The sequence below is a fragment of the Mycolicibacter algericus DSM 45454 genome, from assembly GCF_002086455.1.
In the GTDB taxonomy this organism is placed as follows: Bacteria; Actinomycetota; Actinomycetes; order Mycobacteriales; family Mycobacteriaceae; genus Mycobacterium; species Mycobacterium algericum.
This window is the reverse complement of sequence record NZ_MVHC01000045.1, coordinates 1-19,300: the sequence shown is the minus strand read 5'-3', so window position 1 is coordinate 19,300 and position 19,300 is coordinate 1. Positions and strand designations below refer to the sequence as shown.

The window sequence follows — 19,300 nt, the reverse complement described above, 5'->3', positions numbered from 1 at the left end:
GCGGGATACCTGCTTGCACGTCCCATAACTCGAATCCTCCCAAGATCGGGAGTCTCCGGACTTACCGGGACGGCTCAGATGCCACTTACACCGTTAATCTGACGGACCCCCAAGTTGTGTTCGCAGTTGGTCGACAAGTCGCCGAAGTGAATGTGAGTCGGATGCGCTGCCAAAGGTATATCCGTCAGGCCGGATAAGTACCGCCGTAACAGCGTTCTGCAAGAGCCAATGTGAGAGGCGCCCATCGATATCGCCGTAGTGCGACGGTTGGTCGGGATCCAAGGTGATCAAGTGCGTGCCGATTGTCTCTAGAAACTGGGTACGTTTCGGGCCGAGGCTGCTGGCCGGATGTCCAACGGTGGTGATGAGCGCAAAAGCCGGGCCGGTGAGGTCGTCACACCAAGAAGCCCCCGCTGGGGTCCGCAAGAGCGGTTGTATCGCATAGGCCCCGCTCATTCTATTTTCGGTTGCGCGGCAGCAGATTCCGTCGAGAATCTCGGGGAAGGGCGGCGTTGGCGGGACCGCACCGGCGCGGAGGGCGGCATCCCGTCGCGCTGCCTGTGCGGGATCAAGAATGCAGCTGTGCTGGCCCATGAGCAACGATTGTTGGATAGCGGTGTCGTTGAGGGGTTTGCGTTCCAGGGTGTAGCTATCGAGAAGTTGGGGTGGGGCGAGAGCCCGCAGCACGAGGTCGAGCTTCCACGCGAGATTGGCTGCGTCGGCGATGCCAGAGCACATTCCCTTACCCATGAAGGGGGGCATCAGATGCGCGGAGTCGCCGGCTAGCAGGATCCGGTTGTCCCGCAAGGTTTGTGCGCTGAGTGAGCGGAACTGATAGATGGTGTGGCGGACCAGTGTTGCGGTATCAGGTGTCGCGTGGGGCTCGAGCAGCTGCCAGACGCGTTGTTCAGTGAAGTCGCTGGCGTCTTCGCCCTCAAGTAGCATGAACTCCCAACGTCGATGAGTGCGTCCGTTGGCGATCATGGCGCTGGGCCGGTTCGGATCGCATAGTTGCGCTAGCCGGGGGAGTTCTTTGAAAGCGGATATGTCGTGGGGTCGGATGTCAACAACTAACCAGTTTTCGCTGAAGCCGAAATCGTCAAGTGAGATTGTTGAGGATGAGCGGACAATGGAGTGGGCGCCGTCGGCACCAATAACCCAGCGTGCGTTGACTGTTCGGGGTCTGTCCGCCGACGGAGATTCGGTCGAATTCGTTGGGAGTAGGTCGAGTTGGACGTGGTCGGGGGACTGAGTGACACGTTGGACTTCCCAGCCGCGCTCGACTCTGACGGATGCGTGTCGGCGCGCAGCGCGATCGAGGGCGTGCTCAATCGCGGGTTGGTAAAACAGATAGGATGTGGCCCATCCTGATGGATGTGCTGCGGAGAAGTCTATTTCCAGTGCCGGATTGCCATCGGCTCCGAACCAACGGTACTTGTCGACGGGTACGGTTTCGGTTTCGATGTCGGCGTCCATGCCGAGTCGGTGAAAGATGCGGCGGACTTCGCCATCGAATCCGACGGCCCGGGGTAGGGGATAAGGCTGGAGGTGACGCTCGATGACTAGAACGCGGTGTCCGTATTGGCCGAGTAACGCTGCGGTGGTTTGGCCGACAGGGCCGTAACCGACGACGGCAACGTCGAAGTCAAAGTCACTTGCATCAATGGTAGTCATAGCCTGTGGTCCTAACTGTTGGATACTCCTGCTCGCATTTCATTGATCGACGGTCCTCTTACTACGGCGGGATCGCAGGTGGTGGGTAGACGCCACGCAGGATCCACGGAAACCAGTTGATACCGAACTCGATTTCGTCGCTGGCGTCGTAGTCGGGACTGGGATCGATTGGAACATTCTCGGGCACAACACGCGTTGGCTCTGTGCTGCTTTGTTGTCGTGTTTTCGTCCTGCCAGATTGCTCCGGCTGCCCGTAGACGGCGACGACGACGGTCCGATCAAAACTGTTCTCCGACCAAACTCCTATTTCCGTGTTGGCGCAGTCGCTCATGATGGCTTTGGAGGTAGGATTGTAATACCATTGGTTAAGTATTTCGATGCCATTGATGGCTAGGGCAGGGTTAATTGCGACCGTTTCGGCCACCTTGCCATGGAAGCCCGCACTATCAGCGCGGGCCTGCGGCGTCGAGCCGTCCGAGCCGGTGTCGCCGTCAAGGGTTCGATTGTTGAGCACATCGTGCGTATGCCACTGGGCAGCCAACTGCAGTTGCGGACTGATCTTGACATCGTTGCTGCAGCCGGCTTTATGTTGCACGGTGTATATATTGGCCACCACGCTGTCGTTGAGTCGCTTGTTGTTCACGACAAGGGTGTTGTTGTCGTTATCGGCGTGTGCGGTTGCTGTCGGTGCCGCCATCTCTGCTGCCGTGATAGCGGTCACGGTCAGTACTGTCACGCCGGTGTATAACCAGTCGATCCTCATCGGTCCGCCTTTCGCGCTCACTGGCGACTTGGTTGGTGGAGTTACGGGTGTTCCGTGCGCGGCGGGTTAGACCGGGTCGAAACCGGAGATCAGCCACCGGCCCGAGACTTTTTCGAGGGTGACGCGTACGGCTGAATTGGTCTGGGTGGGTGCGCCATTGTCGACTGTGACGTATTGGTTGACGAACACGAGCACGACGGCGTGGCCGACGCTGGTCGATACGGAGGCGACTGCGGGAACGGTGGCCTCGGCCGTGATATGCCTCTGCTGTGCCGCGGGGACGACTACGTCGCGCGTCAGCGACGTGTAGGAGTCGAGGAACGACCCGGTGAGGCGGTCTCGTGCGTCGTCGAGCTGCTTGCCGACCGTGTCAAATCGGTATGACAACAGCGCTGTAGCTGCGTCACGGGCGGCTTGGACACTTTGGATTGTCGCGCTCTTGGTTTCGTGGGCATAAGTAGTTTGCCACCGGCCGAATGCCGCTGCCAACGTGAACAGCAGCGTGAGGGCTGGTAGCAGTGACAGGATTGCTACTCGGATCCGGTGCTGTTGAGTCCCTGCGCTATTGGTGGTTGTCGTGTTGTTGACGATGGGGCAAGATGGTGGGCTCTCCTGGCGGCCTTTGTCGACAGCTGTTGGGTTATTGTCCAGGTTGGCTTGCTCCTCGACGTGGGTGGTGGAGTCATCGGTAGGTCCCGTGTCTCGAGTGGTACTTACCATGATGTGGTGGGTCCTTTCGGCTCTTCCGGGGGCGAACGTCTGGTGGGCCTGCTAGGGGACGAACTCGACGTTCGCGATTTTGGTGTCGTGGCCGACCTTCTGAACCGCGATGCGCATCCTCCAGGCCTTGGGGCCTTGTTCGGGAGCTTCAGCCGTCGTGGTCTTGACGCTGACAGCGACGAGGATTTGAGCTGCGGTTTCGGTTTCGGATTCGATACCGGCTTCAGTGACGGTGCCGACCGATTTGGACCGGACCTGTTTGACCACATCGATCAGGGGTTGCGCGCGCGTGGAGAAGTCGTCGTAGAACTTTCCAGTAGCCGAGTTAATGATGCGCTGGATGTCGGTGTCTGCCTGTTGCCAGTCGATGGTGGTGAGGTTCAGCGCAGCCTGCCTGCCCGTTTGAAGGAACTGTTGACCCTGGCGTTGATCGTGACGGGAGTGGTAGGCGCTGATCGTCAGCGATCCCGCGAGCGAGGCCAGTGCCACCATGGCGACGACGATGAGCACGGTCGCAGAATGGGAAAGTTGATCTCGCGAGAAGCTTGTCTTCAGCGGTGAGAGATCATTACTGTCCGTCTCCGTTCGGTCGTGCTGCAGGACGGCGTGTGCTTCGACGTCCGGCCGGGTCTTTGTGCTTCCGTCCGCGCCGGTTGTACTTTTGGTGTCGTCGTTCCGTTCTGGCGGTGGTGTGCTGGTCTCGCCGGTCTCGGGATGCCGAGTCAGCTGGTCGGCGGGACCAATAGTGTTTGCCATGTCTTCTCCTGCTCCTGCGGACGGGCCAGATCGCCTTGGCGGTAATGCTTTCCGTCGGGTCCGATGTATTCGCCTGTGATCGGGTCGTACTCGGCTGCGGCGATTGGTGGCGGTGACGGTGTATCGAACGGGACAGCCGCTGCGGGTGGCAATGGGGTGCGGGGCTGGGGAACGGATTGGCCCGTCGAGGTGGCGTTGGGGTCACCTTTCCAAGCCGTGCCGTCGTTGAGGGGAATGTAATCCGCTTCGCTTTCACACATTTGCACGGTGGGCGCACGTTTTCCGGGCTTGGTTTCACACGGTGTGTTGCGCACACCACGCACGTTGAAGGGCGCGTCTTGCGGGATTCGGCAGTACAGGTCGCCTGGAGGGCGGTCAGGGTAGTCCTCATAGCTCTGAACGCGGATCTGTTGCGGTGGAAGAAATCCGGTGTTACACACGGGAGGGAGGTTGAGGTTGAGGTTGAAATTGATGTAGGCGCCCGTGTAGGTCTGTTTGGTGTTGCGATTGGCGGTGAGAAGCGCTTGCATGATTTGGGTGCCTTGGGGCAGCAACACGAGTAGCTGTTCGAGGTTGGGTTGGTAGGTGATCGCGACGTCATTGATGCTGACCAGGTTTGCCAGGAGCACCGGAAGAGTTGGTTGTAGCCGTTCGAATAGCTGACGGGCCTGATCAGCGGCTTCGGGACCGTCGTGCAGGATGCTGCGAAGGGATTGATCACGGTCACGAAGTTGGTTGGTGATTGCTGCGGCGTGGGCGCTCCACGCGCCGATCGCGTCGGCGCTGTGGGTCTGACTGTTAAGCACCGGTGGGGTGCGGTCGATGAGAGTCTTGAGGGCGTCGAGGTCCGCATAGGCGGCCGCGGCCAATTCGCTGGAAGCCCTGACTATGCGTGATAGTTCAGGACCCAGTCCGGCGACGGCGGTGTAGGTCTCGTCGATTACCGTGCGCAGATTATCACCCGGTATTGCTTGCAGGCCCCGGTTAGTGTCGTCCAGTAGTGTGTTGATGTCTTCGGGGACAGAGACGTTGCTAGCTGCTATTACCGAGCCGTCGTGTAGGGGCGCTGAGGTGGTGTCTCTTGGGAGCAGCGCCACGAAGTTCTCACCGACGGCGGTTTGGCTGTGCACTTCGGCTTGGAGATTCGACGGTATGTGCATTTTGGATTGCAACGACAGGTGGGCTTGAACACCGGTGTCGGTGAGTTTGACGCTTTGGACCTGACCAACTTCGGTGCCGCGGTAGGTAACATTGGCTCTTGGATAAAGCCCGGCCGCTTCCGGGAGTTCGAGCACCACGTTGTATCGCCCTATGCCGAAAAGCATTTCGGGTAGGGCGATGTAGTGCACACCGGTGAAGCAGACGCCGATGACGGCGATCACCGCGAAGATGGCCAATTGGATCCTGATCTGTGGTGTAAGGCGCATTGATCAGGGCCCCTGCTCAAAGTGGTAGGGCGCGATCAGGGGGTTGACGGCCGTGTAGGGGCTGGGTAATTGGCCGATGGTGCGGCCCCATTGCATCTCCAGCTCGGTGAGGTTTCCCTCGAATCGGGTGCCGGTGAGGAACGACGCATCAAGTCGACTGAGGGTGAGATCGAGGATCAAAGTTACGTTGGCGTAGTCACCGCGGTACCAGTTCTGGACGGTTTCCTTGGGCCAGGGAAAATCGGCCAGAAAGCTCAGTGAGCGGGTCAGGGCAGGCCCGGCGTTGGCCAGTGAGTCCAGAACTGGGACTAGATCACGTAGTTCGTTGATAAAGTTGGCTTTGGTTTGGTCTACAGCGTCGGCCGAGAGTGCGCTGAATTTGCTGAACTGGTCAGCAGCGTCAACCAGATTAAGGCGCTGCTGTTTGAGTACGTTCAGCGCATCCGGGATGGTGCGTAATGCCTTATCTAGCACAGGCTTATCCTCGGCCAGTTGGCGCATGAGGCCGTCGAGGCTGTCGGCGGCAGCGATGATATCGCTGGTCTGGTCGTTGAGGTGACCGGTGTAGGTGTCGAGCTGGCCGATGAGGGTACGGACGTTGTTCTCACGACCGCTCAAGGCTGTGCTGAAGGCGGTGGTGATGTCTTGGATCTGGCCGATGCCACCGTGATTGAGCAACAGTGACACCGCGGTCAAGGTTTGCTCCGTGGAGGGGTAGGTGCCGGCTGAAGACAGCGGAATCGTTGCCCCGTCATGGAGTTTTCCTTGTGGGGCTACGTTTGCGGGAGGGCCTAGCTCGATGTGTAGGGAGCCGAGCAAACTGGTTTGTCCGACGGTGGCCACGGCGTTCGCGGGCAGTTCGACATCGCCGTTGAGTCGCATCGTCACCAGGGCGTGCCACTCTTCGCGTTCAATCTTGGAGACGGAGCCAACGGTGACGTCACCGACGCGCACACGTGAGTTCTCCTGGATGTTGTTGACGTCGGGCAGTTGTGCTTTGACCGTGAAGGCGCCTGTCCCGCGGCCTTGTGTGCCGGGCAGGGGAAGGGAATTCGGCCCGCGCCAACCGCAACTCGACAGTGCGCCCATGAGAGTTGCGATCAGTAGTAAAGACAGCGCGGTGCGGATGCTATGAGTGTTCATTCGCTACTCCCGGAGGTGCCATCAGGCCGGGAAACCCATCAGCGGGATCAGCTGTTCGGGCCTCTGCGGGGGATGTCTCGAGTGCCCGTGTTGATGGGGGCTCCAGTGTGGTCGGATCTGTTTGAAGCGGAACGTTGTCGGGCCGCAGCGAGTCTTGGCTGTAGGTGACCTCATTGGGCCGGGCGATCGTCCCCACGAATGGATTCAGCCCGATCGGTGGGAAGTTGTATTGGCGGTTCTTGATTATGGGAGCAAGATATTGTGCGCAAAGTTTGGCCGCCTGTTCGGCACCGAGGCGTGATGCGGCTTGAATGGCGCCGCATATGAACGTTATCGGGTTGGAGAATTGGTTCAACGCTAGCGCGCCGGCCAGAGCCGCTTGAGAGGGGTGATAGATGTTGATGAAGTTGGACAATGTGGTGGGCGCGACATGGAGCGTTTGTTTAAGGTCGTCGAGGTGGTTGGTGATTTCTGTGGTGATCGAGGCGAGGCGATCTGAGGTTGTGCCGAGCGCATCGCGGTGTTCGGCAAGGAATCCCTTGACATCGCCGACGGCAGATCCGAAGTCGTCGACGGCGTTACTGATTTGGTTGGGATGGCTGGCGAGTATGCCACTGACCTCGGCCAGGTTCTTGTTCAGTTGCATCATTTGCTCGGTGCTGCCATGCAGCACGTCGGCAAGTGTGGCGAGGTTCTTGACGGTGCCGAAGATATCGTTACTGTGATCACCGAGCGCCGAGAGTGTCTGCGAGAGTTCGATGACGCTTTGACGAATATGGGTGCCCTGCCCACGTAAGTTATCGGCCGCGGTGTTGACGAGTGAACCTAGCCTGCTGACACCGTCGAGTTCGGTCGGCTGGAGACTATCAGTGAGTTTCTTGAGTTGTTGCCGGAAAGCATCGTATTCGACTGGGACGGCGGTCCTCTCTTGAGGAATTACGGCGTTGCTGGCAAGGGTTGGCCCTGCGTTGTACGCGGGGGTGAGTTGGACAGCGCGAGCGGTGACCAAGGATGGCGACAATATGACAGCTTTTACGTCGGCGGGGATCTGATATTTGGAGTCGACCCAAAAAGAGACTTTCGCGCGCTGGGGCTCGGGTTCGATCCGTTCGATCTTCCCGACGGTGACGCCGAGGATGCGCACATCGTCGTTGACGAAGACGCCGTTGGTCGTGTCAAAGTAGGCAGTGATATGGATTCGCCCGGATTCAGTGGAGCGCGCCCAGACGATCGCAAGCCCGCCGATCAGAGTGACAGTGAGAACTGTAGCGAGGATGAGTCGCCGTGCTGCAACTGTTATCAATGCGGGGTCCCCCCGGGTTGGTTTAGTGTCGGTGCGTCGGTAGCCGGGACTTTGTTTGGTGCCGGTACAAGGACCTCCTCCGGGCGTTCGGGACTCGATTGGCGCCGATGAGGTTCGGCGGCCGGTGGGCCGGGTGGTGGGCCTCCGGGGGGTGGCGCAGGCGGCGGCTCGCGGTAGGGGTAGCAACCGGGCCCGGGGAGTGGGCAGGGACGATCTCCAGGGTTGCCGGTGATCGTTTCGGGCAACGTCTGCCGAGGTTCACCGCCTTGTCCTGTCCGCGGATAGGGCACTGGGAGTGGTGGTGTGCCAAGTTGACCGGTCTGAGGGTCGGTGCGCTCGGAGGGCAGCAGTACGTTGGGATCGAGGCCGAGGTCGGAGAACGCTGCACTGACGAAGGGTTGCAGGAATTGTCCGGGTAGTAGGTTGGAAACGTATGCCTTGAAGAAGGGCCCAGATGACAGCGATTCGCCGAAGGACATGGCATAATCACCGAGGAGTCTGATGGACTGGGTGACTTGGTTTTTGCGGTTGTCAACGATTGTGAGGACATCATTCAGCTTGTCGAGGGCAGATTTGAGCACGGTGCGGTTGTCGTCGACGAGGCCCGAAAGTTCACGCGATAGCTCCGAGATATGACCAGTAAGCTGATCTAGTGCCGTGCTTTGACTTTGGAGCTGAACTAGCAGTGCATTGGCATCGGCGATCAGTGCCACTACTTGGTCGCTGCGCCTCGCCAGCACTGCGGTGGCCTTTTGCGCGTTGACCGTTAGCTGACGCAACTCCCGGTCACGTGCGTTTACTGATTGGGAGAATCGGGAAAGTCCTTGCACGGCACCGGCCAAGTCTTCGGGCGTGTTGCGGAAAGTGTCGGCCAAGGCGGCCAGCGATTCGGATATCTGGTCGGTGTCTAGGCCACTGATGGTCGCAGTCAAGTCGCCGAGGGCATCCGGAAGCTGGTATGGCGATGTGGTCCGCTCCAACGGGATTGGCCCGCTTTGCTCACCGTCACCGCGGGGCGTGATTTCAAGTACCTTGGTACCGAGCAAGCTCTTCGTCTTGATCGCCGCCTCGGAGCGATCTCCGATACGAACATCGTTATCGATATGGAAGGTAACCACGACACGTTGGCCGTCCAGCCCGATTCCGGACACCTGCCCGACTCGAAATCCGGAAACCTGGACGGCAGCAAACGGTGCCAGTCCACCGGAGTCAGCGAAGTAGGCCTGGTAGGTGGTTCCGGAACTGACAAAGGGAAGCTTGTCGTATTCAACGGCAGCCCCGACAATACCCACAGTCAGGGCCAACCCGAGGGCGCCGACCGCGACGGGGTTGCGCTGATCGAGGGGTTTCATTTGGGAGCGCACCGTCCTGTGGGCTGGCTGGCCAGCTTGACGTAGACGGGCTGGCCGCCCTTGCCGTTGAGTTTGAGCACTGCGTCGCACATATAGAAACTGAAGAAGTCACCGTAAATCCCTTGCCGTGCCAAAGCTTTATAGGTGTCGGGCAGAGTATTGAGAAGGTCGTCGACGTATGCGCTATCGGCGGCCACAAGTGAGCTGACACGGTCCGATTGGGTCACCACATCTTTGAACGGTGCACGCGACTGGCGAAGCAGTTCGGCAACTTGTGCCGCCGAGGCGTTCCCGTAGGCAACGGCGTCGGAGATGGCTGTCTTGCGCTCCGTGAGTGTCGAAATGATCTGTCCGGTTGCGTCGACAGCCTTATCGAACTGGGTGACTTGGCCCGCGATCGAGCCCACGACGGTATTGAGGTTGGTGATCACTTGTTGGATGAGTTGGTCGCGGTCGGCGAAAGTAGCGGTGAGTTGACCGGTTTGAGCCAGAACTCGGTTGATCGCGTCGCCTTCGCCTTGAAACGCTGAGATGAGTTGACTCGACAAGGCGTTGAGTTGGTCCGGGCTGATCGCCCGGAACAGGGGGCGAAACCCTCCGATGAGCGCGTCAAGATCGAGCGCGGGCGCCGTATCGGCCAACGGGATGGTCTGGCCTGGTTGTAGCCGGCTGGACCCGGGCCGGCCTTGGAGCAAGGCGATGTAGCGCCCGCCGATGAGGTTGTCGTAGCGGATGATGGCTTGGGCACCGGCAGCGAGCATCACGCTGCTGTCGAGGCGGAACTGGACACGCACCCTGGCGTCGCGACCAATTGAGATCTGACCGACTTTGCCGACTTCGACACCGGCGATACGCACGAAGTTGCCTTGTTCGAGTCCCGAGACGTTACTGAAATCGGCGTAGTAAGTAGCGGTGGAGTTGAATCGAAACTGGCCGAACACGACGACGAGAGCTGCAAGGCCTGACAGGCACAGCGCAGCAAATACAGTCATGCGCCGGGCGGCGCTTGCCAAGTTGTCTTTCACAACAGCGCCTTTCGCTGTGTAGGCCGGTGGGGGCATTGACTCATGGGGTTGGTGAGTTAGGTTGAGGCGGTATCGGCGGTGGGGGCACGTCAGGGTAGAGCGGCGTCCCATCCGGGCCATAGAGCGAAGCGCCGTAAGGGGGTGCATCGGGGTAGGGGATTGGACCTGGAGCGGGGCCCCCGAAGTCACGGATGCTCGGCGGCTCGGGGGCTCCTCGCGTTACTGGGAGGTAGTTCGACCAGCCGGGGAAGCCGATGCCAGGGTTTGGCCGGATGTCCATGCCAGTTCCCCAGCCGGTATCGGTGATTAGCTGTCGCACCGGGAAGCCCTCGTCAACGTTGGGTAGTGAACCGCAGCCAGGCTTGCCGCCGGGTCCCCCCTTGGCATTGACAATTGGGAGATTATCGGGATAACGGTAGGGATCCTGGCCTAGCATCAGACTGCTATCCATCAGCAGGGTTCTGCCGTCGCCGCCGGCAGCTTCGTAGCCGCCGTTATCGAGGAAGAATTTGGCGCCCAGCAGCAGGCACGTATAGGACGGGTGATACTTCCTGAGCAGTTCAGTGCTGGGAGCAAGCGTGTTAATCGCGGTCGAGAGACTGGAGATGTTGGGTGCCAACAGGGTGATACCTGCACCCGAAAGTCCGATGGTATTCAGGAGCAAAGAGTCCAGATCGTCAGCTTGGGCGGCGAGCGTGGCGCTGGTCGTGGAGAGGGCAGCGAGAGTGGCGACGAAGTCTGGGGCCGCGGACCGGTACGCATCGCTGAACCCTTTCAGCGCTTGCCAATCCTGGCGAAAAGTCTCCGAACGAGGGTTCAATGCGCCCAGTACGGTATTCGTGTCGGTGATGGCCTGCCCGATAGTGTGGCCTTGCCCGCGGAACGCCTGAGAGAGAGCGCCCAAAATGGCGTTGAACTTGGCAGGGTCGACAGTACGCAGCAGGGTAGTGAGGTTCTCGAAAACAGTGTTGACCTCAGTGGTCACGTTGCGCGAGGTCAGCACCGCGCCAGCCGCCAATCGGCTCTGCGCGGGGTGCTCAGGGTAGATGAGATCAACAAATTTTGCGCCGAAGGCGCTGGTTACGCGGATTTGAGCGTCGACATTAGCGGGGATGTAACGCATCTGGTCGGTGTCGATGGCGAGTCTCAGTGCAACTGGCCCCTTTCCGCCGAGCACGGATCTGACCTCACCGACTTGAACACCACGCAGCTTGACCTTGGAGCCGGTCTCCATAACAAGACCGGAGCGGTCAGAGGTTAGCGTCACCGGGACCGTCGAATCGAAGCTCTTGTTGAACAATGCGGTGGACAGCGCGACGAACGCTCCAAGTAGGCCCACGAAGATCACGGCCCACCATCGTGGGTGCAGTTTGAGAAAGCGCTCTGAGGAGTACTGCACGGAGAAGTCACCCAGCCAACGTGAAATTGCCAGTGCGGCCGTATACCGCCAGCGACATCATCAGGAGAACCAGCACCGCGACAACAAGTGAGGTACGGACGGCGCGCCCCACCGCCTCACCGACGCCGCTGGGACCACCGGCGGCATTGAATCCGTAGTAGGTATGGACGAGCATGACTACCACTGCCATCACCCCCGCCTGCAACAGCGACCACAAGAGATCCGTTGGATTGAGGAAGGTCCGAAAGTAGTGGTCGTAGACGCCAGTCGACTGATCGAACAGCAACGCCGTCGATGATCGGGCTGAGACGAATGCCGCGAACAGAGCTATGCAATACAGCGGGACGACAACGATGACGCCCGCGAGCACACGCGTGGAGGCCAAGTAGGCCACGGAGCGGATCCCCATGACCTCCATCGCGTCGATCTCTTCGTTAATGCGCATGGCCCCGAGTTGGGCGGTTGCACCTGCCCCAATGGTGGCCGCCAATCCTATGACCGAAGTGAGGGGGATAACCACGCGGCTGTTGAAGAAGGCTGACAAGAATCCAGTGAGCGCTTCCACACCTACACCGGATAAGGCGTCGTAGCCCTGCACAGTGATGATGGAACCGGCCGAGAGAGTCAAGAAACCGACGATTCCTACCGTCCCGCCAACGATCGCCAACGCGCCTGTGCCCAAACCCATTTGGGCAATCTGGCGCAGCGTTTCGGTGCGATAGTCTCTCAGTGCAATACTGCCGTAAGCCAAGGTGCGAACGTAAAACACAATCTGGTAGGAGAACTGATCGAAGCGGGATAGCGCCCGGATTGTGTACTGGCGTGTTCGGGCAAGATGGCGTGGGGCAATTACGTTCATCGCGTCGCCTTTACGCCGATAGCGGTCGTGATGAGGTTGATGACGAATAGCGACATGAACGCGTAGACGACCGTCTCGTTGACGGCGTTTCCAACTCCGGCTGGGCCTCCGCCGACCGAGATGCCTTTGTAGCAAGCGATCATGCTGGCGGTTAGGCCGAAGAGTCCCGCCTTGATCAGTGCGATGGATAACTCCGGGAGCCCGGTAAGCACAGTTATGCCGCCGACAAAAGCACCGGGGGTGACATGCTGGATGAACACCGAAAAGATGAATCCACCGATGATTCCAGTCAGGATAACCACGGCCGACAACATCATTGACACCACCGTGGCGGCCAGGACCCGCGGGACGACCAAGCGCTGAATTGGATTGATACCCAGGACTCGCATAGCGTCGAGTTCCTCGCGGATGGTGCGTGAGCCAAGGTCGGCGCACATCGCCGTCGCTCCGGCGCCTGCGACTACCAGAACCGTAACAATCGGTCCGATTTGGGTGACCGCACCCAGCGCGGTTCCCGACCCGGAAAAGTCAGCGGCGCCGAACTCGATGAGCAACACATTGAGGGTAAAAACTGAAAGCACGGTGAACGGTACCGAAAGCAGTAGGGTCGGCAGGATCGAAACGCGCGCGACAAACCACGATTGCAGCAGGAGTTCCCGCCAAGCGAAGGGGCGGTGCGGCACAAGTCTTAACGTGGACACCGTCATGATGAAGAAATCGCCCACAGCGCCAACGGGTCTGCTGACCGCCTTAGTGACAGTCATTGGTCGCCTGCGATGAGTTGATTTGCGCCACCTGACCCACGGCCCTTACAACCAACCCTTACAACTCCGGTTCCCGTGCTGTGCGAAATGAGGCCGCGGCCGTCCGATGCTCGCGAACGTGGCGATCTCTGCATCAGGGCATAACAGTTTCGTGGCGGCTCCGACATGGGGGAGTGGTCGTCGATCGTTTGGTAATTCAACGCGGTCCTCTGGGTGGATGCGGTTCGCTGCGCAGGTTGGTCGAGCATACGCCAACAAACCCTTCTGTGTACAGGTAACGATGTGGATTATCCGACGCAACAGTGTCGACATGCGCAGACTGACGAAGTCTCCTTGTTTTGGACGGGGTTGGAGCTCTCAAAATAGGCGAGACTACATACAGGATGGGCGACCTGGGGTCGGGGCGACCGGGGAAACGCGCGTTTCGAGTCGTTGTCGCCACCCAGTGACCCCGCTGGTAACCGTGTGCCGATTGCTCAAGGACCGACGCCCTGCCCGGCCGAGTAGACGGCGTGGCTCCAAGAAGCTCGGGGATTGGGACAGGGCCGCCCGACGCCTATGGTGCGCGGCCTCGGCCTCGTGACTTGCCAGGTGGGTGCCGGTCGGCAATGGTTCAACCGCGGTTGGTGGTGTTCTCCGCATGTACGTGCTGCAGGAAGTCCAAGAGGTACTGGTTCACCAGCGAGGGTGCTTCTTCTTGAATCCAGTGACCGAACCCGGGCAAAATTGCCGACACCCGCAGGTTGGTCACGTAGCCGTCCATCATCGATGGTGGCATGAATTGCAGCACTGGGTCGTCACCGCCAGCAACGAACATCGCGGGACAATCGATGGTTGCGCCTTCCAAAGGTGCGAGTATCTCCCAGTTGCGGTCGAAATTCCGGTACCAGTTAAGTGGTCCGGTAAAGCCATTACGCTGCAGCGCGTCGATATAAATTTGTTGGTCCTCGGCGTCGCGCCACGGAAATCGCGCCGGGGGTGGTCCCGACTGCCAACGGTGACGGTCGCTTACCCATTGGCCTGCGAGTGCTCGTTCGATGTCGGCGGCGAAAGCCGAGTCGGCCACACCGGGTTGTTGAAGCCACAGCATGTAGAAGTCTTCGCCCATCAAGTCGCAGAAATATTCAGTCGGCCGTACTGGTGTGCGGGGAACGTAGGGCACCGATAGTCCGGCGATGCCGGCAATCCGGTCGGGATACTCGAGGGCGGTGGCCCAGCCAACAAGTGCGCCGAAATCGTGGCCGACGAGAGTGACGCGCCGGGTCCCGAGATCGTCGATGAGTTCGATGACGTCCCGGGTTAGATGGGCGATGTCATAATCGGTGACTTCGCCCGGAACGGAAGAGGTCCCGTACCCCCGCTGATCGGGGGCCACGGCGTGGTAGCCGGCGGCGTCCAGTGCGGCTAGTTGGTGGCGCCACGAATACCACAGTTCGGGAAAACCATGCAGAAAGATCACAGTTGGTCCCTCGCCGACTTCGGCTATGTGCATCGATATGTCGCTTAAGCGCAAGTTGCGATGGCGGACTTTTTCTAGCGTTTCAGCGGTCCGGTGGTCGGCGTTATTTGTCATGGTTTTGGTTCCTTTCGCGGGAAGGGAGCGTGATGGGCGAGTCCTAGAGGCCAACTAAACTCGTCCCCCAGGGCCGCACAACGCATTTCGACTAGCGACGAGGCTGCGATGCCACCGCGGGTTCCGGTGCGGGGTTGGGTAGGTCGAGAGTCGTGGCGACAGCGGCGTATACGTAACGGTCGGGTCGCACGATGACGAACCGCGCCTTACCGCGGGTCATCCACTGCCACAATTGTCCGGAGGGATCGCCGATCTCACCGTCGAGGACGACCGAAGTTCCTGGGCGCACGGTCAGGTACCGGGGTTCGAACCGTTTCCATGCTTCGACAAACTCCTCGGGAAGTTCATCAGCGGTAGCGTTGAGACCCAGGATCGCCCAACCGATTCCAAGCGCTTCATCAATCGGCACTAGATGGACTCCGGGCGTGGCCACGGTCACAGCTTTGATCAGGTGGCCGACCGTATTGGCCTTCTTCGGCTTGCTGGGTAGTGCGAGGAATCCTTGAGTGAGTGGCGCAGGGCGCAGTATTGCTTCGCTGAGCGCGGTTTCGACTCCCGGTACTCGCTGTGCCAGACGCAGAACGACGTCGCGAATGCGGGCAATAAAGCGGTTGGGAGGCATGACGATTCGACCGATACGTACCGCGGATGCCGCCATCGCATCGTGGTGGGGCGCCCGTTCAGCTTGATATGTGTCTAACAGCGTGTCGTCGGCGCGCCCTCGCACGACAGCCTCGATCTTCCACATCAGATTGGCTGCGTCGCGGAAGGCTCCTGAACATCCTTGCCCAGCGAATGGTGGCATGACGTGGGCGGCGTCGCCGACCATCATGACTCGACCAACGCGCCACTGCTGACACTTGCGAACATGAAACGTGTAGTTCCACATCCGAGCGATCTCCACATCGTCGGCGGTGACGCCATCCTCGGCCAGAATCTGCCAGACACGTTCGGGCTTGAGCAGCTCTTCTGCGTCTTCATCCTTGTTGATGCGCCACTCCCAGCGGTAGTAACCTCCCGGACATGGGCATCTGACGCCCGGGCGCTCGGGTAGGCAGATGAACTGGAAATGCGGCGACCGATTCAGTGGCCGCTTCACCTTAGCCTGGACGTCCATCCATTGCTCCGAGTAGGAGTCGCCGGCGAATGCGACTCCGAGTTGCTTGCGTACCACGCTGCTACCTCCGTCGCACGCGAGTAGGTAACGAGCCCGTAGTGTTGCCTGCTTGTCGGTATCGACGTTGGAGACTCGGATTGTGACCATGTCGTCGGACTGGTCCATTTCCCGGAATTCCCAGCCGCACTTGATGTCGACGCTAGACCAGCGCTGCACACCCTCGCGCAAAACCGCCTCGAGCCACGGTTGGTGGAAGAAGTTGGCCTGTGTCTCAGCGCAATGCTCAGTGGGAATGGGTAGAACGGAGAGAAATGGGTTGCCATCGAGGCCGGTAAATTGAATCGTCGTGCCGCAGTGCATGGTGGCCGTTGCCGACTCGTAGAGTCCGAGATTGCGAATGATGCGCAAAGACTCAGCGTCTATAGAGATAGCGCGCTGGCGGGGGAAGACATCGGCATCGCGCTCAACGACCACCGTGCGCAACCCCAGTTGGCCCGCAAGATTGGCGGCGGTCACGCCAGCTGGGCCGTATCCCACAATCGCGACGTCGTATATTCCCGCGTCTGCCTCGGTGACCGTCATGCCGACCTTCGTCCGATCCGACTGCGACCCGTCAACCATTGTCATAGCACCGAACCGGTTACTGTGACGCTGCGGACGATCCCGGCCGGCAGCAGCTGGAACAGCGTAACCACACGGGGTGCACCTTGCTGACTCATCCTCGAGCCCCTTTCTTGCCAGCGTTAGCTGGGCTGGTATCGACATTTGGCAACTTTTGGCGCACCCCTGTCGCGTGTATTGGCCAAGCCGGCGAAGGCGCCGGCTGGCCGCCACGACAGATGCGCCACGTCGGACAACCGGCGGCGTGCTTTAGATCCGCAGGCGAGTGTGACGTGGCGCTACCCGCCGCGGGCGGGGTGGGGTGCCTCACGCCTCTCACTATAACCCAAACTGCATACAGGATGTTGTGAGCCGCGACTGGACTCCCGGACGTTCTGGCAGGTTTGGCCACCGGCTCGGAGGCGACTTAGATGCCGAGTGCCGCTAAGCGGCGGGTGTCGGAGCAGGCTGTGACCGCACGAACGCTGCAGGGCTAGAACCGGTCTGGCTCTGACCGGCATCGGTATCTGTACACAGGACCGGTCATGAAGTAGCTTGCATTGGAGAAGTCCACCGCGGCCCGTCGCGAGGCAGAGCAATACGAAATATGAGGCAGAGGAGTACGAAATATATGGAACTTGGATACGTGGGACTCGAGGTGTCCGACCCAGCGGCTTTTGGTGGCTATCTGGCGGATGTGCTCGGCCTGATGCCGGGCCGTCCTGCAGCCGATCAAGTATCCACCTGGCGTATGGATGACAAAGTCCATCGCCTTGTGGTCGAGTCCGGTGAGGCCGACGATGTTGTGTATGCGGGTTTCTTGGTGGCCGACCGCGCAGAGTTCGACGCATCCGTTGCCAGGCTGCACGATGCCGGTTTTGACGCGACCCCCGGTTCTGTTGAGGAGATCACTGCACGCCGTGTGGAGCAGATGGTCTACGTAACCGCGCCTTGGGGGGTACGTATCGAGATCGCGCGGGGCTTAAGGGATGCTGACGAGCCCTTCCTGTCGCCGCTGCAGCCAGGCGGCTTCCTTACCGGCGACCTCGGTATGGGCCACGTAGTTTTCTGGGTCTCCGGTGGGCGCGCCGAGTTCGAGGCCGCCGATGCGTTCGTGGTCAAGGCGCTGGGTCTGAAGCTGTCGGATTGGCTGGAGATCGAGATGGGCGGATTGCCTGTGAGCGCGAACTTCTACCATTGCAACGGCAGGCACCATTCGCTGGCGTGTGTGTTCGTGCCGGTGCCCGAATTGCCCAAGAAGCTTGACCACATCATGATCGAGACGGTGTCGATGGACAATGTCGGTCACGCCTACGATCGCGCACTGAAGGCTAACTGTTCAATCGCGCGCGACTTGGGCAAGCATCCGAACGACCGGATGTTCAGCTTCTATAGTGCAGGCCCTGGCGGTGTGCAATTCGAGTTGGGTGCCGATGCGGTGACCGTGAACGACGACTGGGAGGTCGTTCGGTACGACCAAATCAGTGCCTGGGGCCACCACCCGGGTGGCGCGACCAAGGCGTAAGCAACGTGGCTTTGCGGTGCTAATCCTATACTAGTCCCAATACCGTTAAGTTAACGATTTGAGATGGTGTGGCGGGCTGGGTGTGATGGTTGCGGCCAATGGGCGTGTTTATCCCGTTTGACGTGCCATTTCGTGTATTTACGCTTGACGACGCGAGGGTTGGAGCGTTGCCGCAGGACAGGGTTGATCCGGGCGATGAGTCTGCGGATGAAGGTGTGCCAGCTGCGGTCGGCCCGGTCAGGGTCGCGAGGGGGAAAAATCGCCCTGATGGGCGATGGACTGCCGGGTGATCCGCAGGGCAGCAACGAAACTGACCCGGTCTGGATCGTGGCCGGTGTGTGCGGCTGCCTCAGCCATGACCGACCGGATCGCGAAGTGGCAGCACAGGTGGCCCCATATCTCCTGGTAGACCAGGTCTGGAGACTTTGACCGCAGGACTGTGCGGGGTCCGCGCTGGTGGGTTTTGAGTTCATCGAAAGCCGATTCGATCTCCCAGCGCCGGGCGTACGCTGCGGCCAGATCGACCGCGGCGGCCTCGTTCGGGTCGAGGATGGTGGTGAACAGCCGGTACACCTCGGGATTGTCCCGGCCGTCGTCGATCGTGTAGTCGATCACCCGGATGCGCATCGGAGCCGCCCGCCGCGCGGCCGCCGAATGCGTCTGCTGCAGATCCGCCAGCCATGATCCGTCCGGCAGATCCGCCACGAACACCGGTTTCGGGCCGGTCTTGTCCGTTCGGATACGCCACAACAGATCAGCTCCAGTCGAAGTTGTCGCAGTGCGCCACAACGTGTACGAGAAAAGCCCACGATCGGCAATCAACAGCATGTTCGATTCCAGGCCGCCCAGGACAGCCTCGCTCAACGCGGCTTCGGACTGCGAATACCTGCCCACGCTCGCAGCGAAGATCGCATGCGTCGCGCACTCGGCGATCGCGACGATCCGTGCCATCGGGAACGCCGCCCGCTCGCCCTTGTTCACCCCGGGCCGACCGAAATGCTCGACATTGGCATGCGTGTCGGCCACGTCCAAACACGTCCCGTCGATCGCCACCAATCGCCGCCCGGCCAGCCAAACCCCCACCGTCCGATCTCCACCGATCGGCGCTGCGACGCGCTCAAACAACGCCTCCATCGGCTCGGGCCCCAATCGGGCACGGGCCTGAAAAATCGCCGACCGGCTCGGCGGCTGATACTCCACCTGCCACTGCTCTGACCACGACAAACCGGCTCTTCAGAAATGAGAGTGCGTGGTTGGGTGGCTGATCACGGTGGTTGCGTGTCGCTGAGTTGAGGTGGGG

Annotated in this window: 15 protein-coding genes and 1 pseudogene; 1 reads left to right on the top strand and 15 read right to left on the bottom strand. The window is 60.2% G+C overall.

Annotated features, from left to right (window positions below):
- Positions 1 to 93: 93 nt before the first annotated feature.
- The 14 genes from mhpA to BST10_RS21035 form a co-directional block, all read right to left on the bottom strand.
- Positions 94 to 1,674 carry a bifunctional 3-(3-hydroxy-phenyl)propionate/3-hydroxycinnamic acid hydroxylase MhpA gene (mhpA, locus tag BST10_RS21100; RefSeq protein ID WP_083040508.1) on the bottom strand — a complete coding sequence of 527 codons (1,581 nt, stop codon included), beginning with the start codon at positions 1,672 to 1,674 and terminating at the stop codon, positions 94 to 96.
- Positions 1,675 to 1,735: 61 nt separating this feature from the next.
- Positions 1,736 to 2,371 carry a CAP domain-containing protein gene (locus BST10_RS21095; protein WP_083040512.1) on the bottom strand — a complete coding sequence of 212 codons (636 nt, stop codon included), beginning with the start codon at positions 2,369 to 2,371 and terminating at the stop codon, positions 1,736 to 1,738.
- A 132-nt stretch (positions 2,372 to 2,503) separates the two neighbouring features.
- On the bottom strand, positions 2,504 to 3,157 hold the full coding sequence (locus BST10_RS21090) for a hypothetical protein (protein ID WP_083040506.1): 654 nt from the start codon (positions 3,155 to 3,157) through the stop codon (positions 2,504 to 2,506).
- A 51-nt stretch (positions 3,158 to 3,208) separates the two neighbouring features.
- Complete coding sequence (locus BST10_RS21085) at positions 3,209 to 3,913, bottom strand: hypothetical protein (RefSeq protein WP_083040504.1); 705 nt, start codon at positions 3,911 to 3,913, stop codon at positions 3,209 to 3,211.
- Positions 3,880 to 5,340: an MCE family protein gene (locus tag BST10_RS21080; RefSeq protein ID WP_083040503.1), complete on the bottom strand. Its 1,461-nt coding sequence runs from the start codon at positions 5,338 to 5,340 to the stop codon at positions 3,880 to 3,882. The genes BST10_RS21085 and BST10_RS21080 overlap by 34 nt, the downstream gene beginning before the upstream one ends.
- Before the next feature lie 3 nt (positions 5,341 to 5,343).
- Positions 5,344 to 6,483, bottom strand: a complete 1,140-nt coding sequence (locus BST10_RS21075; RefSeq protein ID WP_083040501.1) for an MCE family protein — start codon at positions 6,481 to 6,483, stop codon at positions 5,344 to 5,346.
- On the bottom strand, positions 6,470 to 7,783 hold the full coding sequence (locus tag BST10_RS21070; RefSeq protein WP_083040510.1) for an MCE family protein: 1,314 nt from the start codon (positions 7,781 to 7,783) through the stop codon (positions 6,470 to 6,472). Before BST10_RS21070 ends, BST10_RS21075 begins: the two co-directional genes overlap by 14 nt.
- Complete coding sequence (locus BST10_RS21065; protein WP_083040500.1) at positions 7,783 to 9,138, bottom strand: MCE family protein; 1,356 nt, start codon at positions 9,136 to 9,138, stop codon at positions 7,783 to 7,785. Before BST10_RS21065 ends, BST10_RS21070 begins: the two co-directional genes overlap by 1 nt.
- Positions 9,135 to 10,163 (bottom strand): MCE family protein, encoded by a 1,029-nt coding sequence (locus BST10_RS21060; protein ID WP_242665680.1) that lies wholly within the window; start codon positions 10,161 to 10,163, stop codon positions 9,135 to 9,137. The genes BST10_RS21065 and BST10_RS21060 overlap by 4 nt, the downstream gene beginning before the upstream one ends.
- 40 nt (positions 10,164 to 10,203) lie before the next feature.
- Complete coding sequence (locus tag BST10_RS21055; RefSeq protein WP_235673615.1) at positions 10,204 to 11,511, bottom strand: MCE family protein; 1,308 nt, start codon at positions 11,509 to 11,511, stop codon at positions 10,204 to 10,206.
- A gap of 58 nt (positions 11,512 to 11,569) precedes the next feature.
- Positions 11,570 to 12,421 carry an ABC transporter permease gene (locus BST10_RS21050; protein WP_083040497.1) on the bottom strand — a complete coding sequence of 284 codons (852 nt, stop codon included), beginning with the start codon at positions 12,419 to 12,421 and terminating at the stop codon, positions 11,570 to 11,572.
- A complete protein-coding gene (locus BST10_RS21045) occupies positions 12,418 to 13,185 on the bottom strand; it encodes an MlaE family ABC transporter permease (RefSeq protein WP_083040496.1) in 768 nt (255 codons plus the stop codon). The genes BST10_RS21050 and BST10_RS21045 overlap by 4 nt, the downstream gene beginning before the upstream one ends.
- A gap of 613 nt (positions 13,186 to 13,798) precedes the next feature.
- Positions 13,799 to 14,758 (bottom strand): alpha/beta fold hydrolase, encoded by a 960-nt coding sequence (locus tag BST10_RS21040; protein ID WP_083040495.1) that lies wholly within the window; start codon positions 14,756 to 14,758, stop codon positions 13,799 to 13,801.
- 91 nt (positions 14,759 to 14,849) lie between these two features.
- On the bottom strand, positions 14,850 to 16,457 hold the full coding sequence (locus BST10_RS21035; RefSeq protein ID WP_165757223.1) for a bifunctional 3-(3-hydroxy-phenyl)propionate/3-hydroxycinnamic acid hydroxylase: 1,608 nt from the start codon (positions 16,455 to 16,457) through the stop codon (positions 14,850 to 14,852).
- Positions 16,458 to 17,106: 649 nt separating this feature from the next.
- On the opposite strand from BST10_RS21035, the gene BST10_RS21030 reads away from it, so the two are divergent.
- Positions 17,107 to 18,000 carry a VOC family protein gene (locus tag BST10_RS21030; RefSeq protein WP_163762345.1) on the top strand — a complete coding sequence of 298 codons (894 nt, stop codon included), beginning with the start codon at positions 17,107 to 17,109 and terminating at the stop codon, positions 17,998 to 18,000.
- Between the two features lie 237 nt (positions 18,001 to 18,237).
- Here BST10_RS21030 and BST10_RS21020 read toward each other — a convergent pair.
- A pseudogene (locus BST10_RS21020) lies at positions 18,238 to 19,227 on the bottom strand (IS4 family transposase); the annotation flags it as partial.
- Between the last annotated feature and the right edge of the window lie 73 nt (positions 19,228 to 19,300).